At 37.8% G+C, this 17,526-nt stretch carries 16 protein-coding genes and 1 tRNA gene; 5 read left to right on the top strand and 12 right to left on the bottom strand.

Annotated elements, in window-relative coordinates; genetic code table 11:
* Nucleotides 1-242 precede the first annotated feature (242 nt).
* Nucleotides 243-320: transfer RNA gene (locus HDC90_RS14795), tRNA-Val, on the bottom strand.
* Between the two features lie 94 nt (nucleotides 321-414).
* Nucleotides 415-1,140, bottom strand: coding sequence for a DNA repair protein RecO (gene recO / locus HDC90_RS14790; RefSeq protein WP_184467655.1), 726 nt, complete (start codon nucleotides 1,138-1,140; stop codon nucleotides 415-417).
* A 119-nt stretch (nucleotides 1,141-1,259) separates the two neighbouring features.
* On the opposite strand from recO, the gene HDC90_RS14785 reads away from it, so the two are divergent.
* Nucleotides 1,260-3,611 carry an RND family transporter gene (locus HDC90_RS14785; protein ID WP_255497684.1) on the top strand — a complete coding sequence of 784 codons (2,352 nt, stop codon included), beginning with the start codon at nucleotides 1,260-1,262 and terminating at the stop codon, nucleotides 3,609-3,611.
* A 77-nt stretch (nucleotides 3,612-3,688) separates the two neighbouring features.
* On the opposite strand, the gene HDC90_RS14780 is transcribed toward HDC90_RS14785, so the two are convergent.
* The 8 genes from HDC90_RS14780 to HDC90_RS14745 form a co-directional block, all read right to left on the bottom strand.
* Nucleotides 3,689-5,545, bottom strand: a complete 1,857-nt coding sequence (locus HDC90_RS14780) for an STN and carboxypeptidase regulatory-like domain-containing protein (protein ID WP_184467653.1) — start codon at nucleotides 5,543-5,545, stop codon at nucleotides 3,689-3,691.
* Between the two features lie 6 nt (nucleotides 5,546-5,551).
* Nucleotides 5,552-6,502, bottom strand: a complete 951-nt coding sequence (locus HDC90_RS14775; RefSeq protein WP_184467651.1) for a FecR family protein — start codon at nucleotides 6,500-6,502, stop codon at nucleotides 5,552-5,554.
* Nucleotides 6,503-6,506: 4 nt separating this feature from the next.
* Nucleotides 6,507-7,073, bottom strand: coding sequence for an RNA polymerase sigma-70 factor (locus tag HDC90_RS14770; RefSeq protein ID WP_184467649.1), 567 nt, complete (start codon nucleotides 7,071-7,073; stop codon nucleotides 6,507-6,509).
* 52 nt (nucleotides 7,074-7,125) lie between these two features.
* The gene (locus HDC90_RS14765) at nucleotides 7,126-7,917 is read right to left on the bottom strand and encodes an SDR family oxidoreductase (RefSeq protein ID WP_184467647.1); all 792 of its coding nucleotides are present in this window, start codon (nucleotides 7,915-7,917) and stop codon (nucleotides 7,126-7,128) included.
* Nucleotides 7,918-7,967: 50 nt separating this feature from the next.
* On the bottom strand, nucleotides 7,968-8,972 hold the full coding sequence (locus tag HDC90_RS14760; RefSeq protein ID WP_184467645.1) for an NAD-dependent epimerase/dehydratase family protein: 1,005 nt from the start codon (nucleotides 8,970-8,972) through the stop codon (nucleotides 7,968-7,970).
* Between the two features lies 1 nt (nucleotide 8,973).
* Complete coding sequence (locus HDC90_RS14755; RefSeq protein ID WP_184467643.1) at nucleotides 8,974-9,639, bottom strand: DUF6134 family protein; 666 nt, start codon at nucleotides 9,637-9,639, stop codon at nucleotides 8,974-8,976.
* Between the two features lie 302 nt (nucleotides 9,640-9,941).
* Complete coding sequence (locus HDC90_RS14750) at nucleotides 9,942-10,214, bottom strand: isoleucyl-tRNA synthetase (RefSeq protein ID WP_184467641.1); 273 nt, start codon at nucleotides 10,212-10,214, stop codon at nucleotides 9,942-9,944.
* On the bottom strand, nucleotides 10,211-10,399 hold the full coding sequence (locus HDC90_RS14745; protein WP_131031924.1) for a hypothetical protein: 189 nt from the start codon (nucleotides 10,397-10,399) through the stop codon (nucleotides 10,211-10,213). Before HDC90_RS14745 ends, HDC90_RS14750 begins: the two co-directional genes overlap by 4 nt.
* Nucleotides 10,400-10,482: 83 nt before the next feature.
* Here HDC90_RS14745 and ileS point away from each other — a divergent pair, with 83 nt between their 5' ends.
* From ileS to HDC90_RS14725, 4 genes are all read left to right on the top strand, one after another.
* On the top strand, nucleotides 10,483-13,884 hold the full coding sequence (gene ileS / locus HDC90_RS14740; protein ID WP_184467639.1) for an isoleucine--tRNA ligase: 3,402 nt from the start codon (nucleotides 10,483-10,485) through the stop codon (nucleotides 13,882-13,884).
* Between the two features lie 30 nt (nucleotides 13,885-13,914).
* Nucleotides 13,915-14,298, top strand: a complete 384-nt coding sequence (locus HDC90_RS14735) for a TraR/DksA C4-type zinc finger protein (RefSeq protein WP_090984197.1) — start codon at nucleotides 13,915-13,917, stop codon at nucleotides 14,296-14,298.
* A complete protein-coding gene (locus tag HDC90_RS14730; RefSeq protein ID WP_184467636.1) occupies nucleotides 14,298-14,900 on the top strand; it encodes a lipoprotein signal peptidase in 603 nt (200 codons plus the stop codon). Before HDC90_RS14735 ends, HDC90_RS14730 begins: the two co-directional genes overlap by 1 nt.
* A 174-nt stretch (nucleotides 14,901-15,074) precedes the next feature.
* A complete protein-coding gene (locus HDC90_RS14725) occupies nucleotides 15,075-15,755 on the top strand; it encodes a DUF1080 domain-containing protein (RefSeq protein ID WP_184467634.1) in 681 nt (226 codons plus the stop codon).
* A 33-nt stretch (nucleotides 15,756-15,788) separates the two neighbouring features.
* On the opposite strand, the gene HDC90_RS14720 is transcribed toward HDC90_RS14725, so the two are convergent.
* Together HDC90_RS14720 and odhB are read right to left on the bottom strand one after the other, a co-directional pair.
* Nucleotides 15,789-16,148, bottom strand: coding sequence for a DUF2809 domain-containing protein (locus HDC90_RS14720; protein ID WP_184467632.1), 360 nt, complete (start codon nucleotides 16,146-16,148; stop codon nucleotides 15,789-15,791).
* Nucleotides 16,149-16,248: 100 nt separating this feature from the next.
* The gene (odhB, locus tag HDC90_RS14715; RefSeq protein WP_184467630.1) at nucleotides 16,249-17,487 is read right to left on the bottom strand and encodes a 2-oxoglutarate dehydrogenase complex dihydrolipoyllysine-residue succinyltransferase; all 1,239 of its coding nucleotides are present in this window, start codon (nucleotides 17,485-17,487) and stop codon (nucleotides 16,249-16,251) included.
* Nucleotides 17,488-17,526: the final 39 nt, after the last annotated feature.

Here is a 17,526-nt window from a genome sequence, read left to right as displayed (position 1 = left end):
CTGTTGGTAGTATTGTAAAAATCATCTCGACCTTTTCGATCCGACCCTCCCGACTGATAACGTCGGGATGCTCTGAACCAGCTGAGCTAATTTCCCTGTTGGTAGTATTGTAAAAATCATCTCGACCTTTTCGATCCGACCCTCCCGACTGATAACGTCGGGATGCTCTGAACCAGCTGAGCTAATTTCCCTTTTTATATATGTAAGTTTGATAAAAAAGCCCTTCAGTTTTCTGAAAGGCTTGGTGGGAAATGAGGGGTTCGAACCCCCGACCCCCTCGGTGTAAACGAGGTGCTCTGAACCAGCTGAGCTAATTTCCCTTTTTATATTTGTCAAACTTAATGCCCCATCCTCCGTTTGGGAATGCAAATATAGCGCTATAAAACTGTTCTGCAAATCTTTTTTTCTTTTTTTTCAACTTAACAAAGTTTCGAGGATTTTGTGCGATTGTACTACCCCGAACGAGGCCGTATGTAAGGTATAGAAAACCAACACCTTATCTAACAAAAATCGACGCTGTATATTACTCATTTTTATTTCGGAAATTTTTTCGAGTGGGGTATGAAAAAGCGAAATAAACCCGATAGCATCTTCCAATTGCAGGTAATTGGAATGAATGGGTAGTCTGGAAGTAAACTCTCCCTCTTGCAGATCGAAATAAATCTGGTCATTTCTTCTTTTCTCGTTAGGAGAAAAACCTAAAAACCGAGTTAGTTTTAATAAAAACGACAGGTGAAAATTCGGATTGATCTCTTCAACTTCATCAAACCAGGCGATAGCATTAAAAATATAATCGAATAAATTCTCATCGGCCGATTGCTGTCTGATACTTTTATACAGTACTTCATTTAAAAAAATAACAATACTGGTTTTAATCATATCATAGGGGATACTTTTAAAAACTGGCGTTTGCCTAACTTCCGATACCCTTTGGATGTTAGTATTTGCTTTATGATAAACCACCATGTCCAACAAATGGAGCGATTGCAGCATATTCATCTTAATTTTCGCCTTTGGTTTTTTAACACCATTGATGAGGTAAGACTGCATGCCAAATTTATCGGTAAGCACCTGCACCACCACACTGCTTTCGCTGTAATTGGTGGTCTTTAAAACAATGCCCCTAACTTTGTGCAACATCCGATTAAAACATTTTTTTCAAAAGTATGTTATTTGTGCAAATTTAATTGTGCAAAAAGTAATCACGTTTTACAAATAAGATTAGTTTTGCCATTAATATTATTAAAACTAAGCTGCACATGTGGGTTAAGCTATCGAGATTTATTCTTCAGAATCGTATCGCAATCATCGTATTTTTCGTATTAGGAACAATTTTCATGGCTTATCAGGCCAAAAATGTAAAACTCTCCTACACCGGGAGTAAAATCCTGCCTGTTACCGATAGCGCCTTCATTAAATACAATGCCTTTAAAAAAACTTTCGGAGAAGATGGAAGTGTGATGGTGGTGGGGATACAATCGCCTGATATTTTTAAAAAAGAAGTTTATAACCAATGGGTTCAGCTTTCGAACGATATCCAGAAATTAAAAGGCATTAAACAGGTTTTATCCTCAGGAAGAATTTTTCAACTGGAAAAAGATACCGTAAACCAAAAATTTATTTTAAAACCGCTACCTGGTGGCCTGGTTAAAACCGATGCTGAGATGGATTCGATCAAGAATACCATTTATAGCAATCCTTTTTTCGAGGGGCTGGTTTACAACCGTCAGAATGCCACTTTAATGGCCATCACTTTCGACACTAAAATTTTAAATACTGCCCAACGTAACCCTATTTTAAAAGAGATTGAAGCAAAGGCAAAGGCTTTCCAGGCATCGACCAAAATACAGGTACACATTTCGGGCCTACCTTATATCCGCACTGCTGTAAGTAAACTGGTAAGTAACGAGTTTGTGTTGTTTTTAGGCTTATCGATCTTGGTTTCTGCCCTGATCTTATTGTTTTTCTTCAAGAAGTTTTACGCTGTGTTCTTCCCTATCCTGGTGGTAGTAATGGGTGTAATCTGGAGTATCGGTACATTGGTACTGTTTGGTTTCGAACTTACTATTTTAACAGGGCTGATTCCACCACTTATTGTAATTATCGGTATTCCGAACAGTATTCTGTTGCTAAATAAATATCAGAATGAGCTCAGAAAGCATGGCGATAAACAAAAAGCTTTAAGCATAACCATCGAGCGGATTGCTATTACCACGCTGATTGCGAACATTACTGCGGCTATCGGATTTGGGGTATTATATTTTACCGGAAGCGAACTTTTGATGCAATTTGGTAGTGTAGCCTCTATTAATGTAATGGTTACCTGGTTAATGTGTTTATGTTTGATCCCGATTATTTTCAGCTACTTACCAGCGCCCAAGCTCAAGGCACAAAACCATGTTGAAGAAGGCTTTTTGCATAAATTATTAGTCAAAACCGACACACTTGTTCAGCACAAAAGTGGATTGATCTATATCGGAACGATTATCATCTCTATCATTGCCTTTATTGGCGTGATGAAAATCAATGTTAATGGCTATGTGGTTGATGACCTACCTAAAAACTCCGAAATTTTAACTGATTTAAAGTTCTTTGAGAAAAATTTTGAGGGTATTTTGCCCTTAGAAGTAAGCGTAGATACCAAGAAAAAGAATGGTGTTTTCAATTTAACCAATCTGAAAAGAATGGAGAAACTGGAAAAGATGATTTCTGCCTATCCCGAGTTTTCGCGTTCTATTTCGGTAAATATGGGCTTAAAATACGCTACTCAAGCCTTCTACAATAACGATTCTACCTTTTTCCGTTTGCCAGATAATTTAGAAAAGAATTTTATTTTGGCCTATATCGCTAATGGCGGCAAAGGAAACGCAAGTTTGTTAACCAACTTTATCAGCAAAGGAAATCAAAGCACGAGGATCAGTTTTCAAATGGCTGATGTTGGCTCGAAACGTTTAGACGCCATAATGGCCGAATTAAAACCACGTATCGATAGTATCTTGCCTCCATCTAAATTTGATGTAGAACTTACGGGTTCGAGCATTATCTTCTCGAAAGGGACAGATTATATGTTAAGGCATTTGGTAGAAAGCATTGCACTTGCCATTGTATTAATCTCTCTTTTAAGGCTCGCACAGTTTAAGAGTTTGGGCATTATGTTTATTTCGCTATTGCCCAACATTGTTCCTTTAATTATTACCGCAGGGATTATGGGCTATTTTGGAATTTCTCTAAAACCTTCAACAATATTAATTTTTACCATTGCCTTTGGTTTAGCATCCGATCAGACTATTTATTTCTTAACGCGTTATCAGCAAGAATTAAATCTGACCAATTTCAGTGTACCAAAAGTAATTACCGATACCATTACCGAAACAGGTGTAAGTATGACACACATCGCCTTAATCTTATTCTTCGGCTTCGGAATTTTTACAGCTTCTACTTTCGGAGGAACAGTAGTATTGGGCTTGCTCCTATCCATAACCTTATTGGTTGCTTTAATTTTTAATTTAACTTTATTACCAGCGCTGGTATTATGGTTAGATAAAAAGAAAGTAAGAAAAGTGATTTCTGATGAGGAATCGGCGAAAAACGTAGGGGAGTTTGACCATTAAGCAATTGGGGGTTTTCAGTTGGCATTTTAGATTTTAAATCCTATAAGGTTTTAAAAACCTTATAGGATTGTTAGGAGTTATAAAACCACCAAGCCCACATTCCAACCCAACCAACCTGTATATCTTAGATCTTTAAAGGTAAAATCACGATGTTTTTCCTGCAACAGTCCAAAATCACCAATTTTCGTATTTTGTTTGGTATGGTACACATTAACCGATGGCCCGCCTTGTATAGCTAGCCATTTATTTAACCTGATGTTTATCGGGAGTTCAAATTTACTCAACAGATTAACATAATCCCAGCTGCCTTGATATACAAATTGGCAGCTGATTTCGGGATTTAAGGAAACGCTACTGAACAATTTCATCTCTTTTCCAAAACCCAATCCACCGGTGTATATTTTTTCGGCAGATTTTTTATTCATACCGAACATCAATATATTGTACAAACGTTTACTACCTCCTTTGTAAGTAAAGCTGTAAGTGGTACTTTCATTGGTACCAACACTAAATTTGTGATAACCCTTTAATGCAACATTAATTAGCCCAATTGAATAGCCATCATTTTGATTTGAAATATTAAAAACCCCAAGCTGAACACCTTTTAAATTTTTAGCGTAATTGAATGTACCTGTTTGTAATCCACTTGCGGTATTTGCAGTATAGTTTCCGAGTCCCGCTATATTTAATCCATTAGATTCTTTATTTAAGTTGGCTATGCCGGCAATCTGCATACCACGCGATTTTCCGTTTACTATATTGCCAGCAAGCCCAACCTGTAAACCCTCCTGTTTTTTGGGAATAAGGTTCAGCGTCCCAATCTGAAAACCGTTAAAATTTTTGCCGATATCATTTAAGCCCAGTGATACCTGCATGCCCCTGAAATCCTGCTTTACTTTATTGTAAATTCCACCTAGCTGAAAACCTTCAAAACTCTTACCTACACGGTTATAAGCTAAAGCAATCTGAGCCGCTCTAACATCGCCAATTACATCATTAAAAAAGCCAGCTATCTGTGTTCCCCGTACATTTCCCCCAACCAGGTTAAAAGCACCGGCAAATTGAAAATATTGGACATTGCTTTTGTTGATATTAAAAATAAAACCAATTTCACCGCCGTCTACCCCTGCGCTATAAGCTCCAATAACATTAAGCGAAAATTTGTTCACCACCTGTCCGCTTAACGAACCGTGTGAGTTTAAACCCGGAATAAGCGAAAATTGAAACGGCGCCTTTGAAATAAAACCACCAATGTTAATCGACTGGATTTTCTGTTGTGCCGTAACCAAAGTATTACCCAACCAGGTTTTTTCTACATCGCCCAAATTGCCACTCAAAAATCTTTCACTGGGCTCTGCCTTTCTATTGGTAATGTTCACTTCAGCCAGGAAATGAGTAACGGTAGACTTATAATTTTCTTTACTTACCGTTAGTGATATAGGCTGTGTGATGTTTTTTAACCGCATCAAAAAATAACCATTCCCATCCGATATTTCGGAAACCAACAGGTTTCGCTCGTAAATACTGGCATCTTGGATTGGTTTATTGGTCTGTTTATCTACAACCTGGCCTGTAATGGTATAATGCTCGGGGTTACCAACCGATTCGTTAACCAACAAAACCAGTTCGAGCGGCGCATACCTGATAATCACAAAATTACCCGATTGGCGGTATTCGAACCTATGATTTAATATTTTATCGAGCGTTTCGGCAATATTTAAGTTGTTTTCGTGAATACTGATCAAACTGTCTACAGGTAATATATTGCTATTGTAAGAAAATCTGAATCCGCCTCGCTCCTCTATCATCGCCAGTACTGAACCTAGTTTTTGCTGCTCGATATTGAGGGAGATATTTCTTGATAAATTGGATTGTGCTTTAATGATGGAACTAAAAAAAAGGAGGAAAATAACAGTGATTTTGAGCGTACGCATTGGTTTTTACTTAAGTTTAATTATGCCCTGTCCATATTCTACCTTGATCTTAAAAGTTTCGGCAATTACATTCAGGATTTCTTTAAGCGATTCGTTTTTAAATGTTGTACTGATTGGAAGCGACTTTAATGCAGGATTTACAATCACAATATTGGATTTAAATTTTTCATTAAGCACAGCCACAAGATCGTTAAGCGGCGTTCCATCGCAAACCAATTCATTCGAATAATAGTAATTGTACAGTTTGCCCTGATTTTCTCCCTTAGATAAATGCCGTTGATCTTGACTAACCTCTACCCGCTCTCCAGCAGTTAAACGCACACTATCATTTTGATTGTTGACCTTAACGATCCCACTTTCTACAATTACTACAACAGCTGCCCCGTTACTTTTCACATTAAACGCCGTACCTACAACAGTTACCCGAACATCGTTAACGCTGATGATAAAAGGCTTCGATTTGTTGGCACTGACTTTAAAAAAAGCCTCTCCTTTTAATTTCACATCACGGGTTTTATTAAAAAATCCTCCCACGAAAGAAAGTGCAGATTGTTTATTCAGTATTGCGGTAGAACCATCAGGCAATACTTTTATTAAAGTGCTTTCGCCACTATTTATATTTATTTTATTACCGATTAAATTGTTGTAGAAAAACAAGCCGGTACTAAAAAATATAAATACCACAGCTACCCAACGTAAAATAAATGTATAGCTGATCGTTTTTTTTTCAGTTTCTAAACGAGCATTTAATCGCGCTAAAGCCTGATGTTCGTCAATTTCAGGATCGATCTGAAGTTTGCTTTTCTCCAGTATTGTCTTAAAATCCTCCAGCTGCTTACGGTTATCCAGGTTTGATGTTGCCCAAGCTTCAACCTGCTCAATTTCGGGCACAGTAGCCTCTCCAAGCAAGTATTTTGCCAGCAAATCATCGTTAATATTTGTATAATTTTTATCCATAAGCTTATTTCAATAAAATAAAAATGAGGATCAGAAAATCTACTACCCTAAGGCGCAAAATCTTTAAGGCTTTCCCCATCTGGTTTTCTACCGTTTTGATAGAAATATTTAGTGCATCAGCAATTTCCTGATATTTCATCTGGTCGAACCTGCTCAACTGAAATACATTTCTGCATTTTTCGGGCAGCTCGTTTATTGCCGAATGGATATTCTTTTCCAGTTCTGTTGCCATGATTTCAGTATTTAAGTTTCCAGTATCATTTTTTATAACATCGGCATAATGAACGTTAAAATTCGATCTCACTTTTTGATGTTTCAAATAATTTAGACTTTCGTTATGCACCGAACGATAAAGAAATGGTTTTAAAAACCCATCCGTTTTAAGTTGCGCTCTTTTCGTCCAGATGCGCACAAATACATTCTGTACAATCTCTTCAGCATTGTCTTTTTCTTTAATTATGGTAAAAGCATAAGCATGCAGGCTTTTGAAATGTTTTAAAAACACTTCATCGAAAGCCTGTTTATTACCGCTTTTAATTAATCCGATAAGATGGGTATCGTTATTTTCCATACTATTAAACCTGCAAGTTTTTATCAAAAACCTTACAGGTCCGGGTTAAAATCTAAGTTGTTAAAATCGATTTCAATTTACGTCTAATTATAATTTCTTTTAAAAAGCCCGGTATAATTTTATCCAACACCAATAAAAAACGATTGGCGAAACCGGGTATAATTTCTTTCTTGCCTTTCAGCATACCGTCCATGGCTATCAGGGCTACGTAATCGGCTTCCAAAATTGTTGCTTTGGCAAAACCTTTCAGCTCATTGTTCATCACCAATAATTCTGGTTTGGTATTAATTCCACCTGGACTAAGCAAACTGATATGCACATTAGTGCCACTTAATTCAAGCTGTAAACAACGGGTAAAATAACCGATAAAAGATTTGGTAGCGCCGTAAACCTGTTTTTTGGGAACGATAAAATGTCCGCCTAAACTACCTACATTTAAAATATAGCTTGCCTTACTTTTATCGATATGGTTTAAAAATAACCGTGTAAGCGAAACCGTATTGGTAATGTTAAGGTCGATCTGTGTTCGATAAAAATCGACATTTTTATCTTCAAACCAGCTCCAGTTTCCTAAGCCTGCATTGTTGATCAAAACATTAACCTCGATCTTGTTTGCCTTTAATTTCTCAAATATTTCGACAGCAGAAGTACTTTTAGTTAAATCTATTTCGATACAGAATACCTTACTGTTAAAGTTTACACGCAGATAATTTGCTAAATGTTCCAGTCCACTATTAGGCAAGGAGACTAATACCAAGCCAAGTCCGCGTCTGGCAGATTCTATGGCGAAAGATTTGCCCAGGCCCTCGCTTGCCCCGGTAATCAATACTGTTAATTGTTTCATTTTTACATTTTTATATCGCTGTCGTTTGTAACGAGGACGATAATTTTAACCTAATTAGATTTAAAGTGATTAATGGTTTTACCCAAACCTATTGCGAAAGGTGTTATCCGATAATTTAGTTCGGTAATGGCTTTATTGCTCGAATATTGTTGATTGCATTTCAACCTATCGGCAAACTCTGGCAGAAAAAATGGAGTAAGATTAAAGAGTTTCGATTTTAAATATTCAAGCAAACTATACGTTTTTATAATGCTTACGGGAATTTTATACAAATTTCTTTTTTTGCCAGTAATCTGTCTTAATGCACCAAAAAAACTATTAAATGATAGATCAGCACCACCCAAAATGTATCGTTCGCCATTCCTGCCATATTGCATGGCCGCAATATGCCCATCCACCACATCATCTACAAAAGCATAGTTGGCAATTGCTTTTCCATCGCCCGGAATAAAATGCCAGGTACCCTTTATATAACCCGTAACCATTTTACTCACCGTATTGCTGTCCGTAATCGGCCCATCGCCATATACCCTTGATGGGTTTACAATCACCACTTCCAGACCTTTTTTCACGAACTCTTTTACCTCTAATTCGGCCAGGTATTTTGTGCGTTCATAACTAATGGGAAAACCAACCGCCCTTGGGTCGTTTTCCGAAACCGGTAAATTTAATGTTGGGCCCCATACACCGCAGGTTGAGGTATGTACTACCCTTTCTACGCCTACTTTTAATGCACAATTGAGCACATTTCTTGTCCCAATTACATTTACATCATAGAAATCCTGTTCGTTTCTGCACCACATTTTAGCCATTGCCGCGGTATGATAAACCTGGTAACAATCTTTCATTGCTTTTTCTAAGCTCTCAGGATTTAAAACATTGCCTTTTACAAACTGGATATTTCGGTGCGGAATAAGAAACGGATGATTTATATCTCTACAAAGGGCCACTACATCATAACCCATTTCTGCCAGGGTAAAACTTAATTTACGGCCAATAAAGCCTGATGCACCTGTAACCAAAACCCTCAGGTATTTATTTGCTACTGTTTCCATATTAAACCCTTTCCATTCTAATGGTGTACAATGAATGATTTACAACAACCAGTTTGCATATTCCATTTTCGAAATAGTAATCGTTATAATTCCCATCTGGAAGATTGACCCTGTACTGGTGGGCTCCATTTTTTTGAATGGGAATAAAACACTGAAAATTATCTGAATAAATTTCGGGGATATTAACAGGTTCTTTCACATATAAGAGCATCATATTATAACTGATGGGCTGGGTTATTATACTGGCTCTATCGCCTGTTTTAAGCTGATAAACACTATTTACCCAACTTGTTTTCTTAGTTTCTTTAGCATTGCCATTTACCACCCTGTTTACATTTGAACTGAGTAGCTTCCCATTCTTAAAATGTGCTAAATCTTCTGTTTCTACATTAATTTTGAACAGAAACCGGGTTTGAACCTTTGAAGTTATTTTGAGATAAACATTATCACCTTCATCTTTCTGCTGAAAATGCATCTGACCAATTACTTCACCATTGCGCTTAATGTTAAATTTACTTTGCTGTGCAAAAGCCGATGAAAACGAACAAACTATAAAAAGAACTGTGGCAACACTTTTTGGATTGACCAGGCTCTTGGATGAGTATGTTTTGTAGGTTTTTGGAGCAAGATATTTCTTGCAGAGCCAAATAATTAATGCAGGAATCATTTTATCTCTATTTGTTAATTTAGAGCTAATACAACTCACAGCAAATTTACCCCTATGCAGATTTTATTTTTTTAAAACATTTAATTGACTTTGGAAAGGAGTACCTTTATTTCCTGCACAGGCCCAAGTAACCTAAACCTCCTATGGTAGTGAACATCCTGATCCTTCATCAGGATAAGGCGTACAGCAGGACGAACATTAAAATAAAATCATTCCAGGCCTTGCTTTCCAAAACCTTTCTCAAACCACATAAGACATTTAAGAACATGTAAGCTCAAAGAATCCTGGCCATTTTGAGAAGATTATTCAGTTGCAGGCTTTTGATCTTCTTCATCTACCGGAACTTCGACTGTTGGATCAGTAATGATTTCTGCATTGCCATCGTTATCTTTTTTGGCAAATAAAATTGGATATAACAGCCACAACGCCCCAACAATAATCAGTACACCAGCCAGCGTTTGGAAATATATACTACCCTTAACCTCGTTGGCATCCAAAATTTTGTAGGCGATAAAAGAAAGTACGCCCGCGATGAGAACGAAAACGGCTTTCTGCAATTTCAACAACTTAATCATGGGTTCTTTCTTTTTAGTGTTACAATATGGATTAAAACAAAAATAAGCCCAATTAGTTCGAGCAAGCCGCAGAAATAAAAAGCATAAAGTACAAAATCCCGGTCTGAAGGATTTATTACCGCAACAATTGGTAAGGCAATTACGGCAACAATCATTAGTGTAAGCCCGATATTAAATAATTTCACATTAAAAGTATTTACATCAAAACTACCAAAATTCAGTCAATTCTGTTAACTTTGCAACCTTAATTTTTTGAGGTACTTGATTGATGTATAGCGAATTTAAACAACTGGAGCTTGCCAAAATAGGGCAAGAAATATTAGATTTTTGGAAAAAGGAAAACATCTTTGAAAAAAGCATTTCTTCGCGTCCTAAATCTAATCCGTTTACTTTTTACGAAGGTCCACCGTCTGCCAATGGCATGCCAGGAATCCACCATGTAATGGCGCGTGCAATTAAGGATATTTTTTGCCGCTATAAAACTTTAAAAGGTTACCAGGTTAAACGTAAAGGTGGTTGGGATACACATGGTCTTCCGATTGAGCTTGCTGTTGAGAAAAAACTGGGCATTACAAAAGAGGATATCGGTAAAAAAATAAGTGTAGACGAATACAATGCGGCCTGCCGTAAAGAAGTAATGCGTTATACCGATGTTTGGAACGACCTGACCGAGAAAATGGGTTACTGGGTTGATCTGGAAAATCCGTACATCACTTACGAAAATGAATATATCGAAACCCTTTGGTGGATCTTAAAACAACTTTACGATAAAGGATTTTTATATAAAGGCTATACGGTTCAGCCCTATTCGCCTGCTGCCGGAACAGGCTTAAGCTCGCATGAGCTCAACCAGCCGGGCACCTATAAAGATGTGAGCGATACCACTATTGTTGCGCAGTTTAAAGCCATTAATGAAACTTTACCCGATGCCTTAAAAACATTTGGTACAATCCACTTTTTAGCCTGGACAACTACCCCCTGGACTTTGCCAAGTAATACGGCATTAACCGTAGGACCGAAAATTGATTATGTACTGGTTAAAACTTTTAATCAATATACTTTCGAGCCGATCCAAGTTATTTTGGCCAAAGCTTTGGTAGGCAAACAGTTTGCCGGAAAATATTTCCTGGCTGAAGGAGATGAAGCTTTCAGCAATTACAAAACAGAAGATAAAAAAATCCCATATACTGTTTTGGCAGAATTTGTTGGTGCTGATTTAGTTGGCATCAAATACGAACAATTGCTGCCGTATGCGCTTCCATACCAAAACCCTGAAAATGCTTTTAGAGTAATTTCTGGAGACTTTGTAACTACCGAAGATGGTACAGGTATTGTGCACACCGCACCAACTTTTGGTGCTGATGATGCAAGAGTAGCTAAATTGGCTACACCTGAAGTACCACCAATGCTGGTTTTGGATGAAAAAGGGAACGCAGTTCCTTTGGTCGATTTACAAGGGAAATTTATTGCCACTTTAGGTGGTAACTATGGTGGTAAATATGTTAAAAACGAATATTACAAAGACGGCGAAGCACCAGATAAATCTGTTGATGTTGAATTGGCCATCCAGTTAAAAGAAGAGAACAAAGCCTTTAAGGTTGAAAAATACGTCCATACTTATCCGCACTGCTGGAGAACCGACAAACCAGTTTTATACTATCCATTAGATAGCTGGTTTATCAAAACCACTGCGGTTAAAGATAAAATGGTAGAACTGAATAAAACCATTAACTGGAAACCAGAATCGACAGGAATCGGTCGTTTTGGAAACTGGTTAGAAAACCTGGTGGATTGGAATTTATCACGTTCTCGCTATTGGGGTACACCATTACCGATCTGGCGTACGGCTGATGGAACAGAAGAAAAATGTATCGGTTCTATCGCTGATCTGAATGCGGAGATTGCAAAATCAATCGAAGCTGGTTTTATGCCTGCAGGTTTCGAACTAAAAGATATGCACCGCCCTTATGTTGACGATGTAATTTTAACTTCATCAAAAGGCGAAAAAATGACACGTGAAACCGACTTGATTGATGTTTGGTTTGATAGCGGTGCCATGCCTTATGCGCAATGGCACTTCCCGTTTGAGAATAAAGAGGAATTCGAAAATGCCTATGCTGCCGATTTTATCGCAGAAGGTGTTGATCAGACCCGCGGCTGGTTCTTTACCCTGCATGCCATTGCTGTAATGCTTAGCGAGGCTAGTGATGAGATTAAAGCCGTAAATACGAAAGTGGGCAACCCTGGTGTAGCTTTTAAAAACGTAGTTTCGAACGGATTGGTGTTGGATAAAAACGGCAACAAAATGTCTAAACGTTTAGGCAATGCGATTGATCCTTTTACGACTATCGAAACTTACAGTGCCGATGCTACCCGTTGGTACATGATCAGCAACGCATCGCCTTGGGATAACCTTAAATTCAGTTTGGAGGGCTTAGATGAAGTGCGCCGTAAATTCTTCGGAACACTTTACAACACTTATGCTTTCTTTGCCCTGTATGCCAATATCGATAAATTTGAAATCGACAAAAATAATTTAAGCAAAGTTGAAGACAGGACGGAGTTAGACCGTTGGATTTTATCGTTGTTGCAGAATTTAATCAGCGAAGTTGATGAAAGCTACAATACCTACGAGCCAACTAAAGCCACACGGGCGATACAAACCTTTGTTGATGAGCACTTAAGTAACTGGTACATCAGGTTAAGCCGACGCCGTTTCTGGAAAGGTGAAATGACTGATGATAAACGCGCTGCTTACGAAACACTTTATACCTGTTTAGAAACCTTAGCACAGCTAATGAGTCCTGTTGCACCTTTCTTTGCCGATTGGTTGTACAGAAATTTAACCGTAACTGATGCCTACGCAGAAGAATCGGTTCACTTAACGCTATGGAAAGAAGCTGATCAGAATTTAACAGACAATGCACTAAACGAAAGAATGGTTTATGCCCAGGATATTTCTTCAATGGTTTTATCGCTGCGTAAAAAATCGGGTATTAATGTGCGTCAGCCTTTAGAAAAAATCTTAATCCCTTCTTTAAATCGCGATTTTGAGCAAAAGATTGCTAAAGTTGCCGATTATATCCTTTCTGAAACCAATGTGAAACATATCGAGTTCATTACCGATACACATGGCATCGTAAAGAAAAAGCTGAAACCAAACTTTAAATCATTGGGTAAAAAAGTGGGCAAGGATATGAGCATCGTAAAAAAAGCGCTGGAGAATATGAATCAGGATGATATTCAGCGTTTAGAGCTTGATGGCTACATTAACGTTTTCGGCAGCAACAACATTCAACATGCTATCGATTTAAATGATGATGTAGAGGTTTTTGCAGAAGATATCCCGGGATGGCAGGTAACCAACCTGGGCAGTTTAACCGTTGCTTTGGATGTTACCATTTCAGAAGAACTAAAACAGGAAGGCATTTCGCGCGAATTGATTAATCGTATCCAAAATTTACGTAAAGAATTAAACTTTGAAGTAACCGATAGGATTAAAGTTTCGTTACAAAATGATAACTTGGTGGCCAGCGCAGTTGCTAAAAACAAAGATTACATTTGCGCAGAAATATTGGCCGATGAATTTGAATTAACAGATACTGTGAATAATGCAAACAAAATCGTTATCGACGATGTTGAGTTAAGCATTTCAGTAACTAAAATATAAATCCATATATTAGAAAACTAAATTAAAAACATGGAAAACAGTAATAAAACACGCTACTCAGACAGTGAACTTCAGGAATTTAAAGAGTTGATCCAAGATAAATTGCGTATGGCGAAAGAAGAACTTAATGCGCTTACCGCATCATTAAGTAATCCAAATGCAAACGGAACAGAAGATACTTCAGGTGCTTACAAAACACTTGAAGATGGTTCTGCAACAATGGAAAAAGAGCAGATCAATCAATTGGCTGCCCGTCAGAAAAAATTTATTGATAACCTGGAGAATGCATTGGTGCGCATCGAGAACAAAACTTATGGTATTTGCCGCGAAACTGGCAAATTAATTCAAAAAGAGCGTTTACGTGCTGTACCTCATGCAACTTTAAGCATGGAAGCTAAATTAAAGCAGAGTTAATGAAAGGCTATACAAAACCTTTAATTGTTATCTTTTTAGTTTTACTGGCCGATCAGCTGGTTAAAACCTGGGTTAAAACACATATGTACCTTGGCCAGGAGTTTCATATTATTGGCAAATGGTTTATTATCCATTTTACCGAAAATAATGGGATGGCTTTTGGAATGGAGTTTGGTGGTGAATTTGGTAAATTAGCCTTATCACTTTTCCGTATTGCCGCCGTTGCAGGAATTGGTTATGGCTTACATTATCTGATAAAGCATAAATTCCACCGCGGATTGATCTTAAATGTAGCTTTGATTTTTTCGGGCGCATTGGGCAATATCATCGATTCGGTTTTTTATGGCAAAATTTATGGCTATGAAAGCTGGTTCCATGGCCGTGTAGTCGATATGTTTTACTTCCCAATTGCCGAAGGACATTTCCCTAGCTGGTTCCCGATTTGGGGCGGCGAAGAATTTGTTTTCTTCAGACCTGTTTTTAACCTTGCAGATGCTGCTATTTCAGTTGGTGTGATACTCATTCTCATTTTCCAGAAAAACTACTTTAAAGAAGATGTAAAGGATGATGTAGGCATCAACAGTGAGATTGTAGAAGATTAAATAAATAACTCATCGTGCTGAGTTTCTTTCAGCATTTTTGCCTATAATATAAAAAAGCCCGTTTCAACTAAGGAATGGGCCTTTTTATGTCCCGTTTGATCATTGCCAGGAGGAAATAAGCGCATCGTTACCGTTTTTCAACTTTTTAAAATATCTTTGAGAAAACCAAATATCATGAAATTTAATTACGCCCTTTTATTACTTATTACATTGAGTACGTCAGCAATAGCGCAAAAAAGCCTTTTTAACGGAAAAAACCTAAATGGCTGGCATGTAGATGTACCTGCAATGGACAAAAAACCTGATACCATTAATCCGTTTATTGTACGCAATGGTATGCTGGTGAGTTTAGGTACGCCAGGTGGGCACTTAATAACCGATAAAATTTATAAAAATTACCAATTAACTGTACAATACCGCTTTGCTGGTAAGCCAGGTAATTGCGGCGTTTTAGTTCATGCATCAACACCAAGAGCATTGTATGGCATGTTTCCAAAATCGCTGGAAGTTCAGATGCAACATAAAGATGCCGGCGATTTCTGGTGTATCGAAGAAGATATTACAGTACCCGATATGATTGCCAGACGTGGCCCTAAAGAAAACTGGGGTATAAATGGAAATAAACTCCGCCGGATTAAAAATTTAACAGATGACAGTGAAAAACCTGTTGGCGAATGGAATACCATGATCATACAATGCCTAAATAACGAAGTTAAAGTTTGGGTAAACGGCACATTGGTAAACTATGGCACCAATTGTACAGCTAGTAGCGGGCAGATTGCCTTACAGGCAGAAGGTAGCGAGGTAGAATTTAAGCAGCTTGATCTAAAACCAATTAAAGCATTATCTAAATAGACTGACCAGCAAGTAAATGGGAGATATCTCATCTCAATCTTTAAAACACAAACAGATCAGGTAACCTACAAAATAAGCGAGCAGATCATAAACGCTAAAAGAAGTACCCAATATGGTGCTCATTAACTTGTTGTTTTCCCAACCAAACCAGGAAACATAATTTGCCTTTTGGAGGAATTCGATTACAAAAGCAAAAATTAAGATGCCTAAAGCTAACTTCTTATTATCGGTTTTAAGGAAAATCCTAAAAAATACGTAAATCAAGATCACAACCAATACATCGCCACCAAATGGACGAATAAATGCATCATGAAAATATTTTGCAATTAAGATTTCAGTTAAGAATATCGCAAGAAAAATAAAGAGGAATTTTGAGTTAAACGTTAATTTCATTTTTCGAGTATAAAAAAGAAGTCAAGTTTTTATAGCACATTAGCTATTAAAACCTGACTTCCTTATAAACATATCTAAGTCTCTTTAGAGACTTAGAAGTCTAGACGCCTAATAATAATCTCGCTGGATCTTCTAAAAGCTGTTTCACACGAACCAGGAATCCAACCGACTCACGTCCATCAATAATTCTGTGATCGTAAGATAAAGCAACGTACATCATCGGACGGATTACTACCTCACCTTTTTCAGCTACCGGACGCTCAACGATGTTGTGCATACCTAAAATAGCCGATTGTGGCGCATTAATAATCGGAGTCGACATCATCGAACCAAATACACCACCGTTAGTGATGGTGAATGTTCCGCCAGTCATTTCTTCGATGGTTAATTTGCTATCGCGTGCTTTTAAAGCTAATTCTAAAACTGATTTTTCAATCTGAGCTAAAGTCATGCTTTCTGCATTGCGGATTACCGGAACTACCAAACCTTTTGGTGCAGAAACAGCAATCGAAATATCAGCAAAATCATTGTAAACCAATTCTTCGCCTTCGATACGACCGTTAACTGCAGGGAAATCTTTCAAAGCTTCGGTAACTGCTTTAGTAAAAAAGCTCATGAAACCTAAACCAACTCCAAATTTTTCTTTAAACTGATCTTTATATTTTCCGCGTAAATCCATAATTGGTTTCATGTTAACCTCGTTAAAAGTGGTTAACATTGCGGTTTCATTTTTAACGGCAACTAAACGTTTTGCAACGGTTCTACGTAGTGGAGACATTTTCTCACGACGCTCGCCACGGCTACCTGCAGGGGCAGCAGCTACAACCGGAGCACTCGCTTTAGGTGCTTCTGCTTTTTTACCAGCCTCTGCTTTAACAGCATCATCTTTGGTAATACGGCCATCAACACCGGTACCTTTTACAGCACTGGCTTCGATGCCTTTTTCTGCAAGAATTTTACCAGCCGCAGGTGAAGGTGTTCCTGTAGCATAAGAGTCTTTAGAAGCAGCTGAATCTTGAGCCTTAGGTGCTTCAGCTACCGCAGCCGGAGCCTGTGCGTCAGACTTAGGACTTTCTACTTCTGACTTAGGACTAGCAGCTGCGCCACCGTCCTCAATTTTACAAACTACTGCACCAATGGCTAAAGTATCGCCTTCGGCTGCTATAGTTTTTAAAGTTCCAGCTTGTTCTGCAGTTAATTCGAATGTCGCTTTATCCGATTCTAATTCGGCAATAACTTCATCCATTTCAACAACATCGCCATCGTTTTTTATCCATCTTGATAAAACAACTTCGGTTATCGATTCACCAACAGGTGGAACTTTTATCTCTAAACTCATAATGTAATATATATCTTATTATCTTCTAATGATCAAATT

Source organism: Pedobacter sp. AK013, from assembly GCF_014205835.1.
In the GTDB taxonomy this organism is placed as follows: domain Bacteria; phylum Bacteroidota; class Bacteroidia; order Sphingobacteriales; family Sphingobacteriaceae; genus Pedobacter.
This window is presented reverse-complemented; position numbering and strand designations above follow the sequence as displayed.